Origin of the sequence: Brucella anthropi ATCC 49188 (assembly GCF_000017405.1) — a bacterium.
Classification (GTDB): domain Bacteria; phylum Pseudomonadota; class Alphaproteobacteria; order Rhizobiales; family Rhizobiaceae; genus Brucella; species Brucella anthropi.
Window position 1 is genome coordinate 628561 of sequence record NC_009667.1, and the last position, 21392, is coordinate 649952.

The window sequence follows — 21392 nt, forward strand, 5'->3', positions numbered from 1 at the left end:
AGCAAACTGCTCCCTGCATTCCCGCTCTGGTTCTCGTCTCGGAGCCGGTCTTTTTAAGCTCTCGAATGGCGGCGAACGTATTCTTCCACGATTTTCAGGTCGTTGTGAAGAACTGTGAAGCTTTCTTTTCGTTCCATCAAGTCTGAAAGCCATGCCGGAAGCTGCGGTTCGACACCGCTTGCAGCCTTTACAGCATCAGGGAATTTGGCCGGATGTGCGGTTGCTAGAACAACCATCGGCGCTGTATTGGACACATTTTCGCGAGCGACCTTCAGGCCAATTGCCGAATGCGGATCAAGCAGATAGCCGTCCGCCTCAAGCACGGATTTGATCGTTTCCGCGGTCTCATCGACCGTCGAGCGGCCCGCAGAAAATTCGCTGCGGATCGCCGAGAGCGGCTTTTCGGAGATCGAGAAGCCGCCCGACTGTTTCAGGCTGTCCATCAGGCCGCGCAGTGCTGCTGCATCGCGTCCATGTGCTTCGAACAGGAGGCGCTCGAAGTTCGAGGAAATCTGGATATCCATCGACGGCGATGTCGTCTGTGCAACGCCGCGCATTTCATACGCGCCGGTTTCCAGCGTGCGTGAGAGAATGTCGTTATCGTTGGTGGCGATAATCAGCTGGTCGATGGGGAGACCCATGCGCTTGGCGACGTAGCCCGCGAAAATATCGCCGAAATTGCCCGTTGGTACGGTGAAAGATACCGCGCGATCCGGCGCGCCGAGGCTCAGCGCCGCCGTAAAGTAATAGACGACCTGCGGCATGATGCGCGCCCAGTTGATCGAGTTTACACCCGAAAGCGACAGCGCATCGCGAAACTGTAGGTCGTTGAACATGCCTTTCACAAGGTTCTGGCAGTCGTCGAAATTGCCTTCGATGGAAAGGGCATGAACGTTGGAGAAGCCGGACGATGTCATCTGACGCTGCTGCACCGGCGATACGCGACCGTTCGGGAACAGGATAAAGATGTCGGTATTGTCGCGACCGCCGAAGGCTTCAATGGCTGCACCACCCGTGTCGCCCGATGTGGCGCCGACGATAGTTGCGCGTTCGCCGCGTTGTGCCAGCACATAGTCCATCATGCGAGCGAGAAGCTGCATGGCGACGTCCTTGAAGGCAAGCGTCGGGCCGTGGAAAAGCTCAAGCACGAATTCATTAGCGCCGGTTTGAACCAGTGGGCAGACCGCATCGTGACGGAAAGTACCGTAAGCTTCATGCACCATACGGCGGAAATCCGAATGCGGAATTTCGCCATCGACAAATGGAGTGAGCACGGCCAGCGCGATATCCACATAGGATTTTCCGCGCAGGTCGCGGATCTGTTCTGGTGAAAACTGAGGATAATCCTGTGGCAGATAGAGACCGCCATCCCGGGCTAGACCGGCGAGCAATGCATCGCTGAACCCCAGGACCGGCGCTTCCCCACGCGTGCTTACATATTTCATTTCTTGGGCCTTCATTTCAGATCGGCGCGGTTTTGAGCCGGGTAATGCAATAGAGCCTCCCTAAAAAAGCCGCAAGGTTTTAAAGCATGTTGACGCGTATGGGGTTGCTCTCCGGAGCAAAAAACGGGAAAACGTCATCGCGCTACACACATGCGTGATGTAGAAGACAGGTCGATCAGTGCAGGGAAGCCCGGTTTATGCAAACAGCACCACAGAATCGTTCATCGTTGTTTCCAGTCTTTGCAACGGTTTTGCTCGCAGCCCTCGCAGGCTGCACAACCAGTGGCACCGACAAGGCTGCCGACGGAGGCTCAGGTTCTTCCTTGACCACTCCCGCCGCTACCGGCGACCAGCGCATCAAGGAATCCGAGCTGCGCGCTTTCTGCCCTTCGGTTTCGCTGCGTGACGGCACAGCCTTCTTCAATACGTATGAGAAGGGCGGTGACAAGGATCCCGCGCGTGTGATCTATCAAGCCGCCCTGACAGATACGACCCGCGCCTGTCAGCATGGCGCAGGGACCATGACGATTGACGTCGCTGCTGCCGGCAAGGTCGTACCTGGACCAAAATACAAGAGCGGCACCATCACCATGCCAATCCGTGTTGCCGTCCGCCAGGGCGATCAGGTTATCTATTCCAAGCTGCACAAGCAGGCGGTTACGATAGCCAATGGAGATACCGCTACACAGTTCGTCTTCAATGACAAGACGATCACCGTGCCGATGGCGGACAAGAACAATATCCAGATTTTCGTAGGGTTCGATGAAGGTCCTTACAACACGAAATAATGAATTGCCGTCAGGCGCATGATCATGAAATCGTTCTTTTAGTTATAATGCGCGGAAAGATATTTCCGCGCATTATTTAATTTTGGTTTTTCCATTTAATAGTATTCGGCTTGAAGTTTTGCTCAGTGGGCCGACAAAAACTTACAGAGTGCATGCTTGGCACGTTGAATGCCATGGTCATTAGAGACTGTTAGAAACGCAACCTTTTACGATATCAATATAACAGGTATGATTTTCTTGATCCTGGCTTCGAATAATTTTGCGGTTAAGTATCGATGAACAAGGGTGCTGCATTTTCAAAAACGTTTCGTGGCAGTGCACGTAGCTCGGACGCCTCATATGGAAGATGTTTAAAGTAAGTGGTCGTCAATTGGGCAACGGTTTCTGCCTGCGCACGATCACGTTGACGCTTAACTGGTTCACGATCTCCCCTTTGGGAGATCCAGAATTTATGAGCGGCAAAAATACGTGGGTCCGGAGCGACTATACGCAAAGGCTCGCCCTTTTCATCAATCGCAATTGCCTCGAAGGGTGGCGAATTTTCGAGCCAATCAAGCCCTTCGATCGCAGCAGCAACAAGTTCATCTTCACCGTTACCAATGCTTTCACGGCTTTCCCTCCAAATGGGTTTGGCTGGAGGTTTGATTAAGTCAACCAAATATCCCTCTCGGTTTGCGGCGCGATAGCTGGAACGTGTACGTTCAAAAGATTTATCGACTTTCTTCAGGAGGCCGAGGAGTGAGTTATTCTTTATGTCGTCATCTACGACCATTTTGAGAGAACGACGCGCATCCATGAGCAGATCGATATCGTCAGTGGCAGTGATGCCTGGATCCACAAACACACCGGCGATTGCTTCGTAAGCAAATATCGCATTAGTACCAACGATCCGAATCCCGGCACCAAGCAAACCAGCATTGTCGACGGCTCGAATAATCCGAGCCGTAAGATGAGGTACGCGGCCAAGCCGTAGTGCGCGATTAACAGCTGTCTGGCGTTCCATTTGAGATTTGCGCGCGCTCAAGACCTCTTGCGCGGCTTGACGAGCTGCATCCCATTTGACTTTTATCGCCTCAGTTTCTGGTGAGCGGCGACCTTCCACCTTTTGACGTCTGACTCCGGCAGAATTATAATAGCTGCGCATCAAATGTTCGGTTCCGCCAACACTATGCCAAACTAATGAACCACGGAAGCTTTTGACCGTTGCAGATGCTTGCTGAAAGGCTTCATAGCGTTGATCGGAGTTAACCTTTTCACGCCTCTGATCATTATTTAGTTCTATAAAATCAATCATATCAACATAACCGACATAATTTACAACAAACTGTTGCAGACGCAGACTATGCAAATTTAATCAACGTTGCAACAGTTTCGATTGATAATATTATTATGTGTTGATCATATTGAAATTAATGTTCTTTTTTAGATTAAACGACTATCTGCCGTCAGATGAACGAGTGGTTCAGCCGCAAGCACGAAGATGTATGGCGCCGGTAGCGATCCGTTTGCGGAAAACAAGACAGAAGTGCAGCAAAACCGTCGCTGAAAAGTTTGATTGCGCCAATGCTTGTGAATAAATGCAGATCGATAAAATTCGAATTAAATGCGACTGCCTGCGTGAAATGAATGGCAACAGGTTTGCGCTAGTGTGGTCTCATGAAACAGAAATATGAACGCATTCTTGAACCGACGGACACCTGGGCGATCTTCGATACGTCTACTGGCGAGCCCGTCATCATGGGAACCCGTATGCTGATCGGCCTCTCTGAGAGCGAAGCCGAAGAGCTTCTGGCCATTCTCAATGCTCCGCCCAAGGGGCGCAACAAGCAATCCGCCGCCTGACAAAAGCCAGGCGTCGGATTATCTCGTTCAGGCATCAGTCCAGATGGACAGGGCTTCGATAACGCTCGGCAAATCTTTGTGGCGATGGATGACGGTTTCCGCACCGGCATCGGTCAGCTTGTCGGCATGGCCGGGATAGGTGTGAGCACCGCCCGTAAAGCCGATCACACGCATTCCAGCGGCGCGAGCGCCCTGAATGCCATGCGCGGAATCTTCAATCACGATGACATCTTTCGGATCGACGCCGAATTGCTTGGCTGCATAAAGGAACACGTCTGGAGCAGGCTTGGTCTTTTTGGTGCCGACTTCCTTCGCTGAGAAGATATTGGGCGCGAACAATTCATAAAGACCGACACGCTTCAGCATGCTTTCCAATCGATGGCTGGTCGAATTGGAACAGATGCACTTCGGCAGCTTCAGCGCCGATACAACTTCCACGATGTCCTCAACCGCCTGAACTTCGTTCTTGAGCTTCTCGTCCAGAATCTTTTCGGATTTGTCGAGAAGCGATGCCGAAAGCGGAATCCCTGCTTCGCGCTCCACGGTGAGGAGAATATCCTGCCACGTCAGACCGGCAAAACGTTCAGCCATTTCATCTGCGGCGATCTGATAACCGGCTTCGGTTAGAAGCGTGGATTCGACTTCCGCTGCGATAATTTCGGAATCCACCAAAACGCCATCGCAATCGAAAATAATGAGGGACGGTGCCGCCATGATCATAGCCTTTTATTGGGAGGAGTGGGCACCGGCAGCAGCCGGAAACACCGCGATTGAGCTACACCTTTATGGCGAAGTCGTCAAATCGCGGCTGGTTCGGGTTCAGACCTCACCGGAAACTTCACGCCGCCGTCGGTCCAGCTCCTCGCTGTAGCGACGCAGGGTGTGCGCTTCACTGAGAAGACCGAGCACCTTACGCTCCTGTGCGTTGTTTACCACGGCCAGAGCTTCGCTTTCTGCCCGGTCGAAACGGGCGACGGCTTCCTTGGCGTTCATCTGGGGCAGCAGGAACTCGTCCTGATATTTGAGAAGCTCGCTGATGCTGTGTTCGCCGTCGGATGTGTCGAAGCTGTCGGCATAGACCTCTGGAACCGGGATCATGCCGACATAGCGTCCATCGGCATCGACCGCGATGACGCGCTGGGTCGAGCCAAGAGGGAAATCGTGCCGGAAGGTTTCTATATCGGTATCGATCAGCACGGTTCGCACATCGTGACGCATCATCCGGTTTACGGTCAGATTGCGTATCCAGCCAATGTCGTGCGCGGACCGGATAGCCTCGCCGCGCAGGTGAAAGCGCCACGTTGCGAAGGAGTAACCGAAGGTCTTCCGCACCATCAGCGAGGACGAGACGACGGCTCCAAGAACGAGCATCGCGATAGGAAAGTCACCGGTCATTTCCAGCGCAAGAAAGGTCATGGTCATCGGGCCGCCGACAACCGCCACGGCAAGAGAGCTCATGCCGATAACGGCATAGACCTCAGGTGCAAGTGCCAGGCCGGCAGGCAGCACCGCTCCGGCCACGGCGGCAAACAGCTTGCCCGTCAGCGCGCCGAGAAATAGCGATGCGAAGAACAGACCGCCGCGAAAACCTGCGCCAATGGAGACGGCAGAGGCAAGCGACTTGCTGAGGATCAGGAGCAGGAGCGCCGGAATAGTGATATTTGCATTGAGATCGAGATGCAGCGCCCCATGTCCTGAGGCCAGAACCTGAGGCGAAATGAAAGCGATCATGCCGACGACGGCCCCACCGATTGCTGGCGCCATAACATTCGGCACCACGCTGCGTCGAGCGACCTTCTCAACAAAGGTAACCCCGCGCATGATGAGGATGGCAATACCTGCCGAAAAGAAGCCGAGAACGAGCGCTGGCACGTAGTCGCGCGGGGTGATGTCGTTGATCTGACCGATATCGATGACAAAGGGCGCTCCGCCAATTGCCTGCGTCACCAGCGCACCGACGATCGCCGCCACGACGACAGGCGCCAGCGTGGCAATCGAATAGACGCCGATGATGAGTTCGAATGCATAGAATGCCCCAGTCAGCGGAGCATTGAAGGCGCTGGCAATAGCTGCCGCAGCGCCGCAGCCGACCAGTGTTCGCAAATCTGCACGACGAAGCTTGAGTGCCCGACCGATACGGGATGCGAAACCGCTCGCAAGCTGCGTATAAGCGGCTTCAAGCCCGACCGATGCGCCGAAACCGTTCGAAATCAGGTTCTGTCCGACGAGGATGAAGCTGTCCGTCAGCGACAGGCGTCCGCCATGAAGTGCATTTGCTTCGATAGGGTCGACGATGGGCCGCTTGCGCCAGCGCGCGAGAACCCAGATCACGATCCCCATCAAGATGCCGCCCGCGAGCGGCGCGATATAAGCGCTGGGTTGCAATGATGCCGCCGAGCTCAGTTTTTCGCCGGGTTCAAGAGCGAAGATTGCCTGATGCATCCATTGGGAAATGCTGCCAATCGCGGCAACCATCAGCCCTGAAATGATGCCGATGACAGTGCCGGCGATAACGAGGCCTATTTCGCTGCCGCGAACCAGTGCACGCATGCGAAAGGGTACAAAGAGAACCCGCAAATACCGGTTATGCCGCAGTTCAGCGATATTCATCATAAAATACACCGGACAAGCGGGGCGGCGCGCATGTCCGCCACGCAAATTCAGAAGTTGACTGCCGATTATAGGCAAAAAGGGATAACCAAGCCTTATCAAGGGCAAGAAGTTAAAGTTACAATTGCATAGCGATCGCGGCGTTAAGATGACAGGTGGCAAAATGTCGAGGGTCAATTGACCATGAAAAGCCCGGAACTGCGGACTTTCCACCTCGTTTAAGAAAAGATTTACGATTTCAATCACTTGGCGTTAACTGCATATTTACCCTACCCGGTAACCATAAGGACAAGTTTTTTGCGTCCACAGGTAATCGAGTATCCCATGTCTCTTGTACGTCTTGCACATGAGTTGCCCATTGAGGCTCCGCGTACCGCCTGGCTTGACTCCATCATCAAAGGTGATTGCGTCGCGGCTCTGGAACGCCTGCCGGATCATTCCGTGGACGTCATTTTTGCCGATCCTCCCTATAATCTCCAGCTTGGCGGCGATTTGCATCGCCCTGACCAGTCGATGGTCAGCGCAGTTGACGATCACTGGGATCAGTTCGAGAGCTTTCAGGCCTATGATGCCTTCACGCGTGCATGGCTTATGGCCTGCCGTCGTGTCCTGAAGCCGAATGGCACCATCTGGGTCATCGGCTCCTACCACAATATTTTCCGGGTCGGTTCGCAATTGCAGGATCTCGGCTTCTGGCTCCTGAATGATGTCATCTGGCGCAAGACGAACCCGATGCCGAATTTCCGCGGTCGTCGTTTCCAGAATGCTCATGAAACGCTGATCTGGGCTTCGCGTGATCAGAAGGGCAAAGGCTATACCTTCAATTATGAAGCGATGAAGGCCGCCAATGACGACGTACAGATGCGCTCGGACTGGCTGTTCCCTATCTGCACGGGTTCTGAACGCCTGAAAGACGAAAATGGCGACAAGGTTCATCCAACCCAGAAGCCGGAAGCATTACTTGCTCGCATCATGATGGCCTCCAGCAAGCCGGGTGACGTCATTCTTGATCCGTTCTTCGGTTCTGGAACGACGGGTGCGGTTGCCAAGCGCCTCGGACGCCACTTCGTCGGTATCGAGCGCGAACAGAGCTATATCGATGCAGCGACGGCCCGTATCGACGCTGTTGAACCGCTCGGCAAAGCCGAACTGACGGTGATGACGGGCAAACGGGCCGAACCGCGTGTCGCGTTCACCAGCGTCCTCGAAGCGGGGCTTCTTCGTCCCGGCACGGTGCTTTGTGATGAACGTCGCCGTTTTGCTGCCATTGTTCGCGCGGATGGTACGCTGGCTGCCAACGGTGAAGCGGGTTCGATCCATCGTATCGGTGCAAAGGTTCAGGGCTTTGATGCCTGCAATGGATGGACTTTCTGGCACTACGAGGAAAACGGCGCGTTGAAGCCAATTGATGCCTTGCGCAAGGTCATTCGCGACCAGATGGCAGTTGCAGGCGCTTAAAGCGCATCCTGAAAAGTGCGAAGCGGTTTTCGGATAAGATGCGCAAACGATTAGTTATCGGACGGCCTCCAGCATAGTCTGATAGTGAGGCGCTCGAAGCATTGGCTTCGGGCGCCTTCGCTATTTTAGATCTGGAGCATTTCCTGTTTTGATTGAATTATTGGAAGTGTTCTATTCGTTTGTTTTTACACGTGTCTTTATCCCGAAACCGGTCCCATTTTCGGGAGACAGGCTCTAGAAGGTGAGGCTCAGGGCTTTCAAATCGGAGCTCAGCTTGTCCGCATCTGTAAAATGCACGGCCTGCCAGCCAGCCTGTCTGGCGCCATCCACATTGTGCATCGTGTCATCGATGAAAAGCGTTGCCGCGGGATCAAGGTCGAACGATGCAACATGATGATCGTAGATTTCGCGGTCGGGTTTCAGCATATGGATGTCGCCCGATACGGTGACGCCCCGACTTTCGGTTAGAAAGGGAAAGCGAACCTGTGCTTCGCGGAAAGTGTCTGAAGCGAAATTCGTCAGCATGGTGACGTCATTGCCATGGCCTATCAGGCCGCGCAGAATTTCGACGCTGTCCTCGTACGCATGGGGAACCATGCGGTTCCAGTTTTGCCGGAACGCACGAATATGATCGCGTTTCTCGGGATATGTATCGATCAGGAGTGCTTCTGCTTCCTGCCAGCTTCTGCCGCGATCCTGCTCGATATTCCATGCGCTGGTGCAGATGTTTTCCAGAAACCACCGCCGTTCCGAAGCATCGGGAATGACGTCGAGATAAGCAAGTTCAGGATCATAGTGGATCAGAACTCGGCCAATATCGAAGACTACATGCTTGACGGGACTGCTCAATGGTTTCTCCTCCCTCGTTTGAATGCTTCTGGTATGGCGGCGATGATCGCCTTTTTCATGACGGTGGGTAGCGCCTCATCGGAAAGCTCGTCTGGTCGGGACCACCATCCATCCGCAGACGCACTCTTGCTGACATTCTCGGAACGATAGACCGTCAATCTCAGTTCGAAATGTGTAAAAACATGCGTGATTGAACCGGAAGCGTTCCAATGTGCTGGGAACGGTGCTGCGGCGATTGTTGCATCTCCGTCGATACGCGCCGTCCAGTGGCTACCCGGAACTTCGGTCATTCCGGCAAGCAGGCCTTCACCTTTCCGCTTGCGCAGGAGAATTGAACCATCCCCCGCAATGGCGATGAATGCCGCCCCGGTACGAATTGGCTTTTCTGCCTTGGGGGCCTTCACCGGAAACTCCTCCGGATCGCGCGATTTGAGAGCCGAGCAATCATTGTTGAACGGGCAGATCGCACAGGCTGGCCGTCGTGGCGTGCATATGGTTGCACCCAGATCCATCATGGCCTGAGCAAAGTCTCCCGGTCTGTCGATAGGCGTCATTTGACCCATGAGTGCGCGGATTTCAGCTTTTGCAGCGGGCAGGGGCGTGTCAATTGTGTAGAGCCGCGAAATTACACGCTCCACATTGCCGTCGACGACGGCAGCCGCCTCGCCAAACGCGATTGCGGCGATCGCCGCCGAAGTGTAATCGCCGATGCCCGGCAGTTCCTTCAGTGCAATGGCATTGTCTGGAAACTTGCCATCGTGCTGTAGGGCCACGGCGTTGGCACATTTTTTCAAGTTACGTGCACGCGAATAATAACCGAGCCCGGCCCATGCACGCAGGATATCGTCCTCACTCGCCTTTGCCATGGCTTGAACGGTGGGCCAGCGTTCTACGAATTTCACGAAGTAGGACTTGACCGCCTCCACCGTCGTCTGCTGAAGCATAATCTCGGAGAGCCAGACGCGATAGGGATCGGGTTTGACGCCGGAGGCCTGTTCGGACGGGCTCACGCGCCACGGCAGAACGCGATGGTGCCGGTCATACCAGCGCAGGAGCTTTGTGGATTGATTGGAATTGGTAGAATTCAGCATGAGAAGGACATCGGTTAACAGTTGGGCAGCATTCTGATTAATGCCTTATTTTTAGAATTGATAGAAACAACGCTGTGCATAATAGATCCTAGCGCATAGAAGTCTCACCGTGGGCCTTCTGATGTGCTCGGTTGGAAAGAGAATAAGTGGACCATTCTGTACCTGTCTATGTCATCAATCTTGCGCGGTCACGGGATCGCTGGGACAGGCTGAAGTCCAATGCGGATGCGCTTTCGATCGATCTGAGGCGCGTGGAAGCTGTTGAGGGAAAACTTCTGTCCCCGGAAGAACTGACGGATTTCGATGATGCAGGCTTTCGTCGTTGGCATGGTAAAACTGTACTGCCCGCAGAAATTGGTTGTTATTTCAGCCATATCCAAGTGCTGGAGATAATAGCCGCAGCACCTGAATCTTTTGCGGTCATTGTGGAAGATGACGTAATTTTCACTCCTGCTTTTCAACCGTTCCTGACGTATTTGACAAAGGTGACGGGTTGGGATGCGGTTAAGCTCGTGAATCACAGGACGGCTGCCTTCCGCCCATTTCAAAAAGCCGGTGATCAGTTCTCCATAGGTCGCTGTCTGCATGGTCCGCTGGGCAGTTCAGCAGCATATGTCGTAACCAGGGAAGGTGCGTCGAAAATGCTGAAAGCGCTCCGGCCCATGCGACTGCCTTATGATGTTGCATTGGAACGCGGGTGGGCTGGTGCGTATCAGGTTTTTACGACCGACAAGCCGGTCGTTGAGTTTTCGGATATTGCGATTTCTACGATCGCTCAGGGGCGTTCTGCCTACGCCAAGAAGCGTTTACCCGTATACAAAAGGATAACTACCCTTCTGTTTCGAGCAACTGACTATGTCCGACGAATCGCCTACGCTCTTGATAAGAAGGGCTTAAGAGAGGGCAGAGATTGAGTTATTTTAAAAAGTCTTTTCTCCTGCGGCGCCGGATAGATTCCTGGGTGCTCGGGATAGCGTCGGCCGCGATGCCCATTCGCATCGGTTTTGGACCGCTGATACTTTTCGTCTTTTCATGCATTGGTATTTATCTCGCCTGCGGACGTCATGCGACGACACGTATGTTCGCAAAAAAATTCTATCTTTTCATCGTCTTATATGCTGTCTGGTCGTTAGGCTTGATCCTGTTTCGCGGCGAGCCTTTCCACGATAACCGGCAGATCGGCTATACTCTGCTGATCACCATTTTCGCTTTTGCCGGTTCCGGAATGGTGCTTATCCGTGATCCACTGCGAGCCTATGTCCTTGGCGCACGCGTTGGAACGCTGCTTGCCGTCATTATCGCGGTCTGCCTTTCTATCGTCGACGGTGGACGCATTGGCATTGGCGGCAATCAGGCCGTTTTCGCATTCGTTGCTGGGGTAGCGGCGATCTCTGCTGCGATCCCGCTGCGCAACACATCACGCTACTTGCCGAATGGTCCGCATTGGCTGGTTCTCGGGTTCGCCGCTGTTTTGACCTCTGAAACACGTGCAGTCATTGTGGTGTTGCCGATATTTGTCGCTGTGGAAATCCTCATCTTCCTGAAGCGTTTCAGCATCAGGCAACAGGGCGCGGCTTACGCAATACTGTTTGCCGCAACAGCGGCTCTGGTCGTTGTCGGCCCTGTCGGAAGCATCATTTCCAAGCGTTTTTCTGGAATGGTCGAATATTACGATACCGGGCGTGCCGCTGACTGGGAAGACAAGATCTCAGCCGATATCCGCGAAGTCATGTGGAAAAGTGCGTCTCGTGTTATTGCGACCCATCCGTTTACAGGTGTTGGCTCCTATTCGAAGATGGATTTCGTAAAGGCTGAGGCTGGCGATAAGGCTACGATGCTGAACGGCTTCCGTCACGTGCACAACACGATTCTCGATGAACTGCTGAACGATGGCATTGTTGGTCTTATCTTCATGGCCGGCGCATTTATCTCGATCTTCGTCTATCTGTGGCGGACCGCCGATAGTTGGGCGATGCGGCGAGCATTAATTTATTTCGCTGTTATCTGTGGCAGCTACGGCATGCTGCACAATCCGCTTTTGCACGAGGTGACCATCGCCTCGACCATGTTCTTCCTCGCAGCACTGAATGCGGCTGCATCGCGACGAATGATGGCTGCGCGCCGCGCAGGTCTCATCTCGTATATTTTTGGAAAGAAATCAGCCGCATGAAAGCCATTGTAACGGGCGCAGCCGGATTTATCGGGTTCCACACGGCGCAACGACTGCTGGATGAAGGCTGGCAGGTCATCGGCATAGACAATGTGAATGACTATTATCCGGTTGCCCTGAAAGAAACCCGGCTCTCCAAACTTCATATGAGGGAAGGCTTCAGGTTTGCAAAGGCGGATATTTCCGATGCGGAAGCGTTCAATGCGGCAATCGGTGCTGATCGGGATGCAGATATCATCGTGCATCTGGCAGCGCAGGCGGGTGTGCGATACTCCATTGAGAACCCCACCGTCTATATCTCCGCTAATGTGCAGGGACAGGTCACGGTCTTCGAAACAGCGCTCAGACTGGATAAGCGACCGCCTGTCGTCTATGCCAGTTCATCGTCGGTCTATGGCGCGAATGAAAAGGTGCCTTTCTCCGAAAGCGATCCTGTCGATCATCCCGTCTCGATCTATGCCGCGACAAAGCGTTCGGGCGAATTGCTGGCCTACTCCTACCGTCACGTGCACAAGCTCCACTCTGCGGGCTTGCGTTTCTTTACCGTCTACGGTCCCTACGGGCGGCCTGACATGGCGCCATGGCTGTTCACGTCCGCGATCCTCAAGGGTGAGCCGATCCGGGTGTTCAATAATGGTGAGATGCAGCGGGACTTCACCTTCGTGGACGATATCGTCAGCGGTGTAGTCGGTGCGGCACGGCGCATACTCGACAAACCGGAAGATACCGCACCTGTTTATAATCTCGGCAACAACCGGCCCGTAATGCTGAACGATTTCATTGCTGCAATCGAGAAAGCGACGGGCAAGGAAGCAATCCGTAAGCTCGAACCCATGCCAGCTGCCGACGTGCCGCGTACTTACGCCGACATCACGCTTGCTGCTGGCGATCTTGGCTTTAGCCCGAAAACGACACTCGATCAGGGGATTCCTTTGTTTGTCGAGTGGTTTCGCGGCTATAATGGAGCGCGATGAGCGAACCAGCATCCAGACGCGGCTTCAGGCCGCTAGCAGACATGGCTTCGGGTCTGGTGGACCCGATGCTGCAAAAGCGTGCCGGTATCAATCTCGCTTTGCTTCAGTCGTGGGAAGATATTGTCGGGCCTGCCATCGGTGCAACGTCGCGTCCGCTGCGCATTATCTGGCCCCGTCGTCTGCATGAGGATGATCCGTTTTCACCAGCAACGCTGATTATCGCCTGTGAAGGCTTCGCAGCCCTGCAAGTTCAGCATGAAACAGGGGAAATCATCAGCCGTATCAATGGCTTTCTCGGCTTCTCGGCAGTCGGGCGCATTCGCATCGAACAGAAGCCGCCGGTCATTCCAGCCAAGCGTCGGATAAAGAGGCTGGCGCCGCTTGGTCCAGCGGAAGAACGCCGCATCGACAAGGCCACGGACGGTATTGAAGATGACGCGCTTCGCGCAGCACTGGCGCGTCTTGGCAAGAACATTCTCGCAGAGAAGCGGACGATCGGTCGAAAAGACGGTAAGGACAGCTGAATTCGGCTTGCTGCCATAAAATTGATGCAAGCTTTCAGCAGTTTGAACTAGGTACTCCAATTGATTGTCGCAAATATGAAGACAAAAAACACAAGGTGCTGACTTTCATGTGAACGCTGCGGGTCTAGCGAAGTGCGATCTGCCGCTTTAGATTGTATGTCGAAGTCAACTATTGAAACAGGACTGGATGATTCGGATGCCTGCAGCGTTTAATCGCAGACACGTTATTTCTCTCGCCGGAGCAGCGGCTGCCGGGCTGGCGTTTGCCGGTGGTGCGAATGCGCAGCAGCGCGATCCTGAAGGCACCGTTGATGCGGCCAAGATTGCCGAACCCGGCAAGCTCAAGGATATGGTCTATGGCAAGGCTGACGCGCCGGTCACCATCGTTGAATATGCATCGCTGACCTGCCCGCATTGCGCAGATTTTACGATCAACACATTCCCGAAAATCAAGGAAAAATATATCGATACGGGCAAGGCACGGCTCATCTTTCGTGAGTTCCCGTTCGATCCGCGCGCGACTGCCGCTTTCATGCTGGCGCGCTGCGCACCGGAAGACCGTTACTTCCCCATGGTCGACGTTTTCTTCAAGCAGCAGCAGCAGTGGGCGACCGCCGAAGATGGTGAAGCAGCTCTCCTGCAAATTGCAAAACTTGCCGGTTTTACACAGGAGTCCTTCAAGGCTTGCTTGACGAACCAGCAAGTTCTCGATGATGTGAGAGCGACGATGGAGCGTGGGTCGAAGGATTTTGGTGTGAGTGCAACGCCGACTTTCTTCATTAACGGACAAAAATACGCTGGAGCGCTTTCGGTTGACGAAATGTCGGCAATCATCGACAAGCTTCTCTGATCCGGTTTTCAGATCGAAAAGCGGGCGCTCTTTTGCGTCCGCTTTTTGCGTTTTTGAGATAGAGCATTTCCAGCAAAAGTGCGAAGCGGTTTTGCGTGGGATAATGCGTACAAACAATGAGCTGGAGCGGTTCCACCACCCGGTTTTAACAGGCACCGCTCTCGCTGCAGGAGGGGCATTCTGATGCGCTTCTCCAGGCTGCGCCTTGTCGGTTTCAAATCTTTCGTCGAGCCCATGGAGTTCGTCATCGAAGGCGGGCTGACGGGCGTTGTCGGCCCGAATGGCTGCGGCAAATCCAATCTGGTCGAAGCGCTGCGCTGGGTGATGGGTGAAAACTCATACAAGAACATGCGCGCCTCCGGCATGGACGATGTGATCTTTTCCGGCTCGGCCACGCGGCCCGCGCGCAATACTGCGGAAGTCACGCTTTTTCTCGACAATTCTGACCGCACCGCGCCTGCAGCTTACAATGATGCGGACGAATTGCAGGTCTCTCGCCGCATTGAACGGGAGTCGGGATCGGTCTATCGCATCAATGGCAAGGAAGCGCGCGCCAAGGACGTGCAACTTCTCTTTGCGGACCAGTCCACCGGCGCACGTTCACCGTCGATGGTCGGGCAGGGGCGTATTGGTGAGCTTATTCAGGCAAAGCCTCAAGCCCGTCGTGCGCTTCTGGAAGAAGCGGCTGGCATTTCGGGCCTGCATACGCGCCGTCATGAGGCCGAGCTGCGCTTGCGTGCTGCTGAAACCAATCTCGAGCGTCTGGACGATGTGGTTGGCGAGTTGGGAAGTCAGATTGAAAGTCTGAAACGTCAGGCGCGTCAGGCGAACCGGTTCAAGGCACTTTCCGCAGATATTCGCCGGGCGGAAGCCGCACTTCTGCATTTGCGCTGGTCGCAGGCAAAGATGCAGGAAGGCGAGGCGCAAAGCGCCCTGGCGCAGGCAACCTCGGCTGTCGGTGACATGGCGCAAGCCCAGATGAACGCGGCGAAAGTACAGGCGGTCGGCGCACACAAACTGCCCGAACTGCGTGAAGCTGAAGCGAAAGCTGCGGCTGCATTGCAGCGTCTTTCCATTGCCAGAACGCAGCTTGATGAGGAAGGCGAACGTCTTCGTGCCCGCCGGGCAGAGTTGATAAAGCGTCTTGAGCAGCTTTCCGCCGACGTCGCGCGCGAAGAAGAAATGATGCGTGAGAACGCCGATATTCTGGCGCGTCTCGATGACGAAGAACAGGAACTGATCGCTGCCGCCGAAGAATCCGGCGAGCGCGATCAGGAACTGCATGCACTGTTTGAGGAAGCGGAAGTTCGCTTGCAGGACAGCGAGAACGCTTTGTCCCGCGTTACGGCTGAACGTGCCGAAGCTGCCGCAGAGCGTGTGCAGATCGAGCGGGCATTGAAGGAAACACGTGATCGTCGTGACCGTCTTTCTGTCCAGATGGAAGCGATCGAGCGCGACATCGCTGCTGTCGCGGAACAGATCGGTGGCCTGTTCGATCCTGCGGAAAAGCGCATCGTGGTCGACAGTTGTATGGAAGCGCTGGCATTCGCCGAGGAAATGGTTGCCACCGCGGAGGAGCTTGTTGCAAGTGCGCGCGAAGCCGAGGCCGCCAGCCGCCAGCCTTTGAGCGAAGCGCGCACGGAGCTGAACCGTATCGAAACGGAAGCGCAGACGCTGGCCCGCATTTTGAATGCCAGCGAAACGGGACAATTTCCGCCGGTGGTGGAAGAACTGCGTGTCGAGAAAGGCTATGAAGTAGCACTTGGTGCGGCACTCGGCGAAGATCTTGATGCGGCCAGCGATGAAAACGCACCGGTCTACTGGGCTTACAATCCCGCAGCCAATGCCGATCCCGCTCTGCCCGACGGCGTGACACCTTTGGATCGGCTGGTAGAAGGGCCGCAGCAATTGCGCCGTAGGCTGGCACAGGTCGGCGTTGTCTCGGAAAGTGAAGGCAAGCGCCTGCAAACCATGTTGCGGCCCGGCCAGCGGCTCGTCAGCAAGACTGGTGCGCTCTGGCGCTGGGATGGTTATACAGCGAGCGCCGATGCGCCGACCCCGGCAGCCCAGCGACTGGCACAAAAAAACCGGCTGGCGGAGCTCGAACAGGAGGCGATTGCCGCGCGCAAACGTGCCGAGCAGGCTGAGCAGGATGTGCAGCGAACCGAAGTCGGCGTCCGCGAGGCGGTCGAACAGGAGCGCGTCGCGCGTGATCAATGGCGTGCTAAGCAGCGCAAGCTTGATGAAGCGCGTGAGGCTCTGGCGGCTGCTGAGCGTGCAGCAGGCCAGTTGGCAACACGCCGTGCCGGTCTGGAAGACAGCAAGGCACATCTGAAAGAAAATCTCGAAGAAGCGCAGATCCGTGTCACGGAAGCCGAAGACCGGCTTGACGCAATGCCGGATATCGATGCGATTGGCGAACGCCTTGCCGCATTGAGCAGCGAAGTCATGTCGGACCGCACTGCTCTGGCCGAAGCGCGCGCTGCTTACGAAGGGCTGCGGCGCGAGGCCGATGCCCGCAAACGGCGGCTGGAAATGATTGCGTTGGAGCGCCGCAATTGGAAAACCCGCGCCGAAAATGCGGACCGTCATATAGCTGCTTTGAATGATCGCCGTGCGGAAACGGCAGATGAGGCCGAGGTGCTTGCCGAAGCGCCTGACGAAATCGAGGGTCGCCGCCGGGCACTGTTGAACGAACTTTCGCAGGCCGATGCCCTTCGAAAACAGGCTGGCGATATTCTGGCCGAGGCTGAGGCTGCACAGGCGGAACTCGACAAGACGGCGGCCCTTGCTATCCAGCAATTGGCAGCAAGTCGCGAACAGCGTGCGCGTGCCGAAGAACGTCTTGCGGCGGCGGAAGAGCGGCGCAAGGACGCCGAAGCCCGTATTGCCGAAGCTTTGAACTGCCCACCGCATGAAGCTATCCGCCAGACAGGTTTAGGGCCGGACGAAGCTTTGCCTGATCCTGACCAACTAGAACGCCAGTTGGAGCGGTTGAAGATCGATCGCGAGCGGCTCGGGGCGGTTAATCTGCGCGCCGATGAGGAACAAGAAGAACTGTCCGGACGTCTGGGCATCATCGTCTCCGAGCGTGAGGACGTGATTGAGGCGATAAAGAAACTGCGCCAGGCAATCCAGAGCCTCAACCGTGAGGGACGCGAACGCCTGCTGGCTGCGTTCGACGTGGTGAATGTGCAGTTCCAGCGTCTGTTCACGCATCTGTTTGGCGGCGGCACGGCTGAACTGCAATTGATCGAAAGCGACGATCCGCTGGAAGCCGGCTTGGAAATTCTGGCCCGCCCGCCTGGCAAGAAGCCGCAGACCATGACACTGCTTTCCGGCGGCGAGCAGGCACTGACGGCCATGGCGCTCATCTTTGCTGTGTTCCTCACCAATCCGGCACCGATCTGCGTACTCGATGAAGTGGACGCACCGCTGGATGACCATAATGTGGAGCGTTACTGCAATCTGATGGATGAAATGGCGGCTTCGACCGAAACGCGCTTCGTGGTCATCACGCATAATCCGATCACTATGGCGCGCATGAACCGTCTCTTCGGCGTGACGATGGGTGAGCAGGGCGTGAGTCAGCTTGTTTCTGTGGACTTGCAGACGGCGGAACGGCTGCGCGAAGCGGGATGACGATCATAAAATCTTCAGAGCTAACAGCATGGGCGACAATTTCGGCCGCGTAAATCACTGGATGGTGTAATGTCCTAGCGCCACTAATATCCGCCAGGCTGCCATTGCTGACGGAAACGTTGATCGGTCGCGACGGCACGGGCCGGAGACATCATCAGATCGGCAATCTGAGCTTGAATATCGGGAAACGGCTCGCGCGCAAGGGCGATATCCGTGCGGCGCGGAACGGCGTCGTCGCTGAGCTGATCTGAAGAATACCATCGAGACAAAAATTGTAAGATTGGTCTGGATGGCGCAGACGATTGACTGGGCGTTTCTGGAAAAGCACTTCGGGGAAGTTTACAAGGATGGTGGTGGCCTGCCACCCTGACGCGGCTGATGGCAGGACCTGCAATCCTCAAGCACACCTTCAACCTGTCGGATGAGGCCGTCTGCGCCCGTTACCTCGACAGTCCTTATTTCCGTGTGCCTTGAGCTGGCGTTTGTGTGTGCCGGCGCAACTGTGTTGAAGTTGGGAGTGGGCCTCCCGAAGCCGACCTGCAGGGGCCGACTTCAAACCACTCCATGCTGCTTCGTTTCAAGAGACGTGGTGATGAGCGATGGAGAAATGGCGGTGCGCGACGCCTATAGGTGTGTGGCGAGAAGATGAGCGAAAGCGAACCGCTGACGACATATCGAAATGGGCTCAGACTCAGTCAAACCAGAACAAGGTTATCTTTGAGCAGGACGCAGAGGGTGGGATCGAACATCGGACCTGAACCTGGACGTCGGTCTCCTGATAGATGCACTTGCGGGTCGTCTGTCGGAAGAAAGTTCGAAAGCCCGTTTGCCAGAGTTCGCCGATGCAGTACGTGATCCGATGTGCGAGGAGGTCGCGCAGAGGAATGGACAGCCGCATGAGAGGTAGTTGTTACCCGCGGGGCGGCAATCGTCTGCGCGCATCCACGCTCGATGCGGCACGAAGTTTGAGGAGACCTGTACCATGGCCAAAATTGAATATCTCATGCCCCGGGGACGGTGACTGTGGTTCAAGAGGCTTTGCTTGACCCCACGAGGCTTGAGCTCAATGCTTCTCAAGAATGATAGCTCGTCGTGGATAGTGTATTCACTTATAGGCCAACAGCCTTGCGCAGAGCCTCATTCATGCGGCTCTGCCAACCTTTGCCAGTAGCCTTGAAGCGTTGAACCACATCCTGATCGAGCCGGATCGTAACCGGTGTCTTGGGATCGTCGATACGCGGTCGGCCCCGAATGGCCTTCTCCATCTTGGCGGCCATTTCCGGGAGGGCTTCTTTGAAGGGTTTTGCCTTGGCAAGTTGTTCATCGGTGGCTTCTGGCGCATCAGGATCACTTGCGATCATCTTCTGGATTGCTGCCTCTTCTTCCTGAGTGAGAGGGCGCTTAGAGGAAAATTTGATACCCATCATAGCTTCCTTTCCTTTTGGCTTGCTGGACGCATGGAGATAACGGAGAGGGCTTCCGAACCAATCGGCTTGAAGACGACGACGATAATGATCTGACCGTTGAATTCGCCGATTGCCATCAAGCGATCTGCCTTGGTAGGGAAGACCTTGGCCGACAAGAAGAATTCTAAATGCAAGTGTTGAGTTTCAATTGAGTTTGAACCAGTTTTCCATTTCGCTCTGATCCAATTGCGAGACAGATACCATTGTGTTTTCAAGAGCATGAATTCAACTGACTGGGACATGGTCAAACGGAAAACTGGTTCAATTTGAGATGAAATTCAACAGAATATTGTTACGAACCTTTTGCGTGTGCGCGCCCATGATAGTATCGATCGTTATTTAAGAGCGCTTACCTTAACTTAATGCTTATTTAAGCTAAGGGCCAATTGCTTAAATAACACTGCGCCCGCATAATTGGGCATGTCCGAATCAGATTCTAACCTTCGGCTAGGCCGCTTCGTCAAGACCCCTGTTGCGGGCGAAATCGTGCGTGCCTTCGTGCCGCCTTCACTGCCGCCCGAACCGCCGATCGACGTGCTGGCCCTTCTGGAGCGGCTAGGCCTGGCCGAACGCGCGTTGGGTCGTCTGGACGGGATCACGATGTTGCTCCCGCGTCAGGAGCTGTTCCTCTACATGTATGTAAGGAAGGAGGCCGTCCTTTCATCCCAGATCGAAGGCACACAATCGACTCTTTCGGACCTGCTCCGCTTCGAGACCGAGGCGCAGGTCGGCCAGCCGATTGACGACATCCGCGAAGTCTCGAACTACGTCGATGCGATGATGTATGGGCTGGAACGGCTGGAGGAGCTACCGCTGTCACTGCGTCTGATCCGCGAGATGCACGAACGCTTGCTACAAAGCGGACGCGGCGGGACGAAAAATCCCGGCGAGTTTCGACGGTCTCAGAACTGGATCGGCGGCTCACGTCCCGCCAACGCGCTGTTCGTACCGCCGCCGCCGACCGAGATGGACGATTGCCTCGATGCGCTTGAGCGCTTCATGCACGAGGACGGCTCCCGTCTACCCGCTCTCATAAAGGCCGGACTGCTGCATGTCCAATTTGAGACCATCCACCCGTTCCTTGATGGCAATGGCAGGATCGGCCGCTTGCTGGTGACGTTGTATCTCTGCGTCAACGGTGTGCTGCGCAAGCCACTCCTCTATTTGAGCCTGTACCTGAAAACGCATCGCGCCGACTATTACCGCCTTCTTCAAGAGGTGCGCGAGCACGGGGCGTGGGAAGCCTGGCTCGATTTCTTCCTTACCGGAGTTGCGGAAACGGCCAATCAGGCGTTCGAGGCCGCTACCCGTATTGTTGATCTGTTCAAGGAAGACCGCGAGCGGATTACGACAGAGAGCGACCGGGCAGGCTCCGCACTGCGTATCCACGATTTGTTCCAGCAGAACCCGTTCCTGACGGCCAACCAGCTCGTCCAACAAACAGGGCTTTCGGCTCCGACCGTGAATGCGGCACTCGCCGATCTGGAACGGTTTGGCATCGTTGAGGAAATCACCGGGCGCAAACGGGGGCGCGTGTTCAGTTACCGGCGATATCTCGCCATCTTGAGCGAGGGAACCGACCCGCTCCCCATGACGGCTTAAAAGGGGAGTCCGTGCCGATAAAAACTACATCCGCCGCACAATTCGCGACCGCCTTCACTTGGCGTTTTCCTTGGACTGGTA

Annotated in this window: 19 protein-coding genes and 1 pseudogene; 12 read left to right on the forward strand and 8 right to left on the reverse strand. The window is 55.2% G+C overall.

Going from position 1 to position 21392, the window contains the following annotated elements; genetic code table 11:
- Positions 1–53: 53 nt before the first annotated feature.
- Complete coding sequence (thrC, locus tag OANT_RS03115; protein WP_040129755.1) at positions 54–1445, reverse strand: threonine synthase; 1392 nt, start codon at positions 1443–1445, stop codon at positions 54–56.
- Positions 1446–1642: 197 nt separating this feature from the next.
- Here thrC and OANT_RS03120 point away from each other — a divergent pair, with 197 nt between their 5' ends.
- Entirely contained in the window at positions 1643–2233 is a 591-nt protein-coding gene (locus OANT_RS03120) for a hypothetical protein (protein ID WP_012090861.1), read from the forward strand.
- 265 nt (positions 2234–2498) lie between these two features.
- Here OANT_RS03120 and OANT_RS03125 read toward each other — a convergent pair whose 3' ends face one another.
- The gene (locus tag OANT_RS03125; protein WP_235822996.1) at positions 2499–3581 is read right to left on the reverse strand and encodes a nucleotidyltransferase family protein; all 1083 of its coding nucleotides are present in this window, start codon (positions 3579–3581) and stop codon (positions 2499–2501) included.
- A gap of 308 nt (positions 3582–3889) precedes the next feature.
- Here OANT_RS03125 and OANT_RS03130 point away from each other — a divergent pair, with 308 nt between their 5' ends.
- On the forward strand, positions 3890–4075 hold the full coding sequence (locus OANT_RS03130) for a hypothetical protein (protein WP_012090863.1): 186 nt from the start codon (positions 3890–3892) through the stop codon (positions 4073–4075).
- Between the two features lie 27 nt (positions 4076–4102).
- Here the strand turns inward: OANT_RS03130 and OANT_RS27050 are convergent, their stop codons facing one another.
- Both OANT_RS27050 and OANT_RS03140 read right to left on the reverse strand, forming a co-directional pair.
- Positions 4103–4789: an HAD family hydrolase gene (locus tag OANT_RS27050; RefSeq protein ID WP_040130235.1), complete on the reverse strand. Its 687-nt coding sequence runs from the start codon at positions 4787–4789 to the stop codon at positions 4103–4105.
- Between the two features lie 105 nt (positions 4790–4894).
- Positions 4895–6685, reverse strand: coding sequence for a chloride channel protein (locus tag OANT_RS03140; protein ID WP_040130233.1), 1791 nt, complete (start codon positions 6683–6685; stop codon positions 4895–4897).
- Positions 6686–7009: 324 nt separating this feature from the next.
- Here OANT_RS03140 and OANT_RS03145 point away from each other — a divergent pair, with 324 nt between their 5' ends.
- Entirely contained in the window at positions 7010–8143 is a 1134-nt protein-coding gene (locus tag OANT_RS03145; RefSeq protein WP_012090866.1) for a site-specific DNA-methyltransferase, read from the forward strand.
- 234 nt (positions 8144–8377) lie between these two features.
- On the opposite strand, the gene OANT_RS03150 is transcribed toward OANT_RS03145, so the two are convergent.
- Together OANT_RS03150 and mutY are read right to left on the reverse strand one after the other, a co-directional pair.
- Positions 8378–8992 carry an HAD family hydrolase gene (locus OANT_RS03150; RefSeq protein WP_012090867.1) on the reverse strand — a complete coding sequence of 205 codons (615 nt, stop codon included), beginning with the start codon at positions 8990–8992 and terminating at the stop codon, positions 8378–8380.
- Positions 8989–10083 (reverse strand): A/G-specific adenine glycosylase, encoded by a 1095-nt coding sequence (mutY, locus tag OANT_RS03155; RefSeq protein WP_012090868.1) that lies wholly within the window; start codon positions 10081–10083, stop codon positions 8989–8991. Before mutY ends, OANT_RS03150 begins: the two co-directional genes overlap by 4 nt.
- 146 nt (positions 10084–10229) lie before the next feature.
- Here mutY and OANT_RS03160 point away from each other — a divergent pair, with 146 nt between their 5' ends.
- The 8 genes and pseudogenes from OANT_RS03160 to OANT_RS27055 all read left to right on the forward strand — a co-directional run.
- Positions 10230–10997, forward strand: a complete 768-nt coding sequence (locus OANT_RS03160) for a glycosyltransferase family 25 protein (RefSeq protein ID WP_012090869.1) — start codon at positions 10230–10232, stop codon at positions 10995–10997.
- Between the two features lie 164 nt (positions 10998–11161).
- Positions 11162–12253: an O-antigen ligase family protein gene (locus OANT_RS03165; RefSeq protein WP_235819927.1), complete on the forward strand. Its 1092-nt coding sequence runs from the start codon at positions 11162–11164 to the stop codon at positions 12251–12253.
- Positions 12250–13227 (forward strand): SDR family NAD(P)-dependent oxidoreductase, encoded by a 978-nt coding sequence (locus OANT_RS03170; protein WP_012090871.1) that lies wholly within the window; start codon positions 12250–12252, stop codon positions 13225–13227. Before OANT_RS03165 ends, OANT_RS03170 begins: the two co-directional genes overlap by 4 nt.
- A complete protein-coding gene (locus OANT_RS03175) occupies positions 13224–13751 on the forward strand; it encodes a DUF721 domain-containing protein (RefSeq protein WP_012090872.1) in 528 nt (175 codons plus the stop codon). Before OANT_RS03170 ends, OANT_RS03175 begins: the two co-directional genes overlap by 4 nt.
- Before the next feature lie 196 nt (positions 13752–13947).
- Entirely contained in the window at positions 13948–14601 is a 654-nt protein-coding gene (locus OANT_RS03180; protein ID WP_010658427.1) for a DsbA family protein, read from the forward strand.
- A 183-nt stretch (positions 14602–14784) separates the two neighbouring features.
- Positions 14785–18243, forward strand: coding sequence for a chromosome segregation protein SMC (gene smc / locus OANT_RS03185; RefSeq protein ID WP_012090874.1), 3459 nt, complete (start codon positions 14785–14787; stop codon positions 18241–18243).
- A 104-nt stretch (positions 18244–18347) separates the two neighbouring features.
- Positions 18348–18494, forward strand: a complete 147-nt coding sequence (locus tag OANT_RS26680; protein WP_158304318.1) for a hypothetical protein — start codon at positions 18348–18350, stop codon at positions 18492–18494.
- 29 nt (positions 18495–18523) lie between these two features.
- Positions 18524–18708, forward strand: a pseudogene (locus OANT_RS27055) (transposase); the annotation flags it as partial.
- A gap of 644 nt (positions 18709–19352) precedes the next feature.
- Here the strand turns inward: OANT_RS27055 and OANT_RS03190 are convergent.
- Both OANT_RS03190 and OANT_RS26685 read right to left on the reverse strand, forming a co-directional pair.
- Complete coding sequence (locus OANT_RS03190) at positions 19353–19667, reverse strand: BrnA antitoxin family protein (RefSeq protein WP_041545288.1); 315 nt, start codon at positions 19665–19667, stop codon at positions 19353–19355.
- Positions 19667–19951, reverse strand: a complete 285-nt coding sequence (locus OANT_RS26685; protein ID WP_158304319.1) for a BrnT family toxin — start codon at positions 19949–19951, stop codon at positions 19667–19669. The genes OANT_RS03190 and OANT_RS26685 overlap by 1 nt, the downstream gene beginning before the upstream one ends.
- A 178-nt stretch (positions 19952–20129) precedes the next feature.
- Between OANT_RS26685 and OANT_RS03200 the strand changes: the two genes are divergently transcribed.
- Positions 20130–21311 (forward strand): Fic family protein, encoded by a 1182-nt coding sequence (locus tag OANT_RS03200; RefSeq protein WP_012090877.1) that lies wholly within the window; start codon positions 20130–20132, stop codon positions 21309–21311.
- Positions 21312–21392 lie beyond the last annotated feature (81 nt).

Coding starts and splice junctions, on each gene's coding strand:
- thrC (WP_040129755.1), bottom strand. CDS start 1,445: ATGAAATATGTAAGCACGCGTGGGGAAGCGCCGGTCCTGGGGTTCAGC.
- OANT_RS03120 (WP_012090861.1), top strand. CDS start 1,643: ATGCAAACAGCACCACAGAATCGTTCATCGTTGTTTCCAGTCTTTGCA.
- OANT_RS03130 (WP_012090863.1), top strand. CDS start 3,890: ATGAAACAGAAATATGAACGCATTCTTGAACCGACGGACACCTGGGCG.
- OANT_RS27050 (WP_040130235.1), bottom strand. CDS start 4,789: ATGGCGGCACCGTCCCTCATTATTTTCGATTGCGATGGCGTTTTGGTG.
- OANT_RS03140 (WP_040130233.1), bottom strand. CDS start 6,685: ATGAATATCGCTGAACTGCGGCATAACCGGTATTTGCGGGTTCTCTTT.
- OANT_RS03145 (WP_012090866.1), top strand. CDS start 7,010: ATGTCTCTTGTACGTCTTGCACATGAGTTGCCCATTGAGGCTCCGCGT.
- mutY (WP_012090868.1), bottom strand. CDS start 10,083: ATGCTGAATTCTACCAATTCCAATCAATCCACAAAGCTCCTGCGCTGG.
- OANT_RS03165 (WP_235819927.1), top strand. CDS start 11,162: ATGTTCGCAAAAAAATTCTATCTTTTCATCGTCTTATATGCTGTCTGG.
- OANT_RS03170 (WP_012090871.1), top strand. CDS start 12,250: ATGAAAGCCATTGTAACGGGCGCAGCCGGATTTATCGGGTTCCACACG.
- OANT_RS03175 (WP_012090872.1), top strand. CDS start 13,224: ATGAGCGAACCAGCATCCAGACGCGGCTTCAGGCCGCTAGCAGACATG.
- OANT_RS03180 (WP_010658427.1), top strand. CDS start 13,948: ATGCCTGCAGCGTTTAATCGCAGACACGTTATTTCTCTCGCCGGAGCA.
- smc (WP_012090874.1), top strand. CDS start 14,785: ATGCGCTTCTCCAGGCTGCGCCTTGTCGGTTTCAAATCTTTCGTCGAG.
- OANT_RS03190 (WP_041545288.1), bottom strand. CDS start 19,667: ATGGGTATCAAATTTTCCTCTAAGCGCCCTCTCACTCAGGAAGAAGAG.
- OANT_RS26685 (WP_158304319.1), bottom strand. CDS start 19,951: ATGTCCCAGTCAGTTGAATTCATGCTCTTGAAAACACAATGGTATCTG.
- OANT_RS03200 (WP_012090877.1), top strand. CDS start 20,130: ATGTCCGAATCAGATTCTAACCTTCGGCTAGGCCGCTTCGTCAAGACC.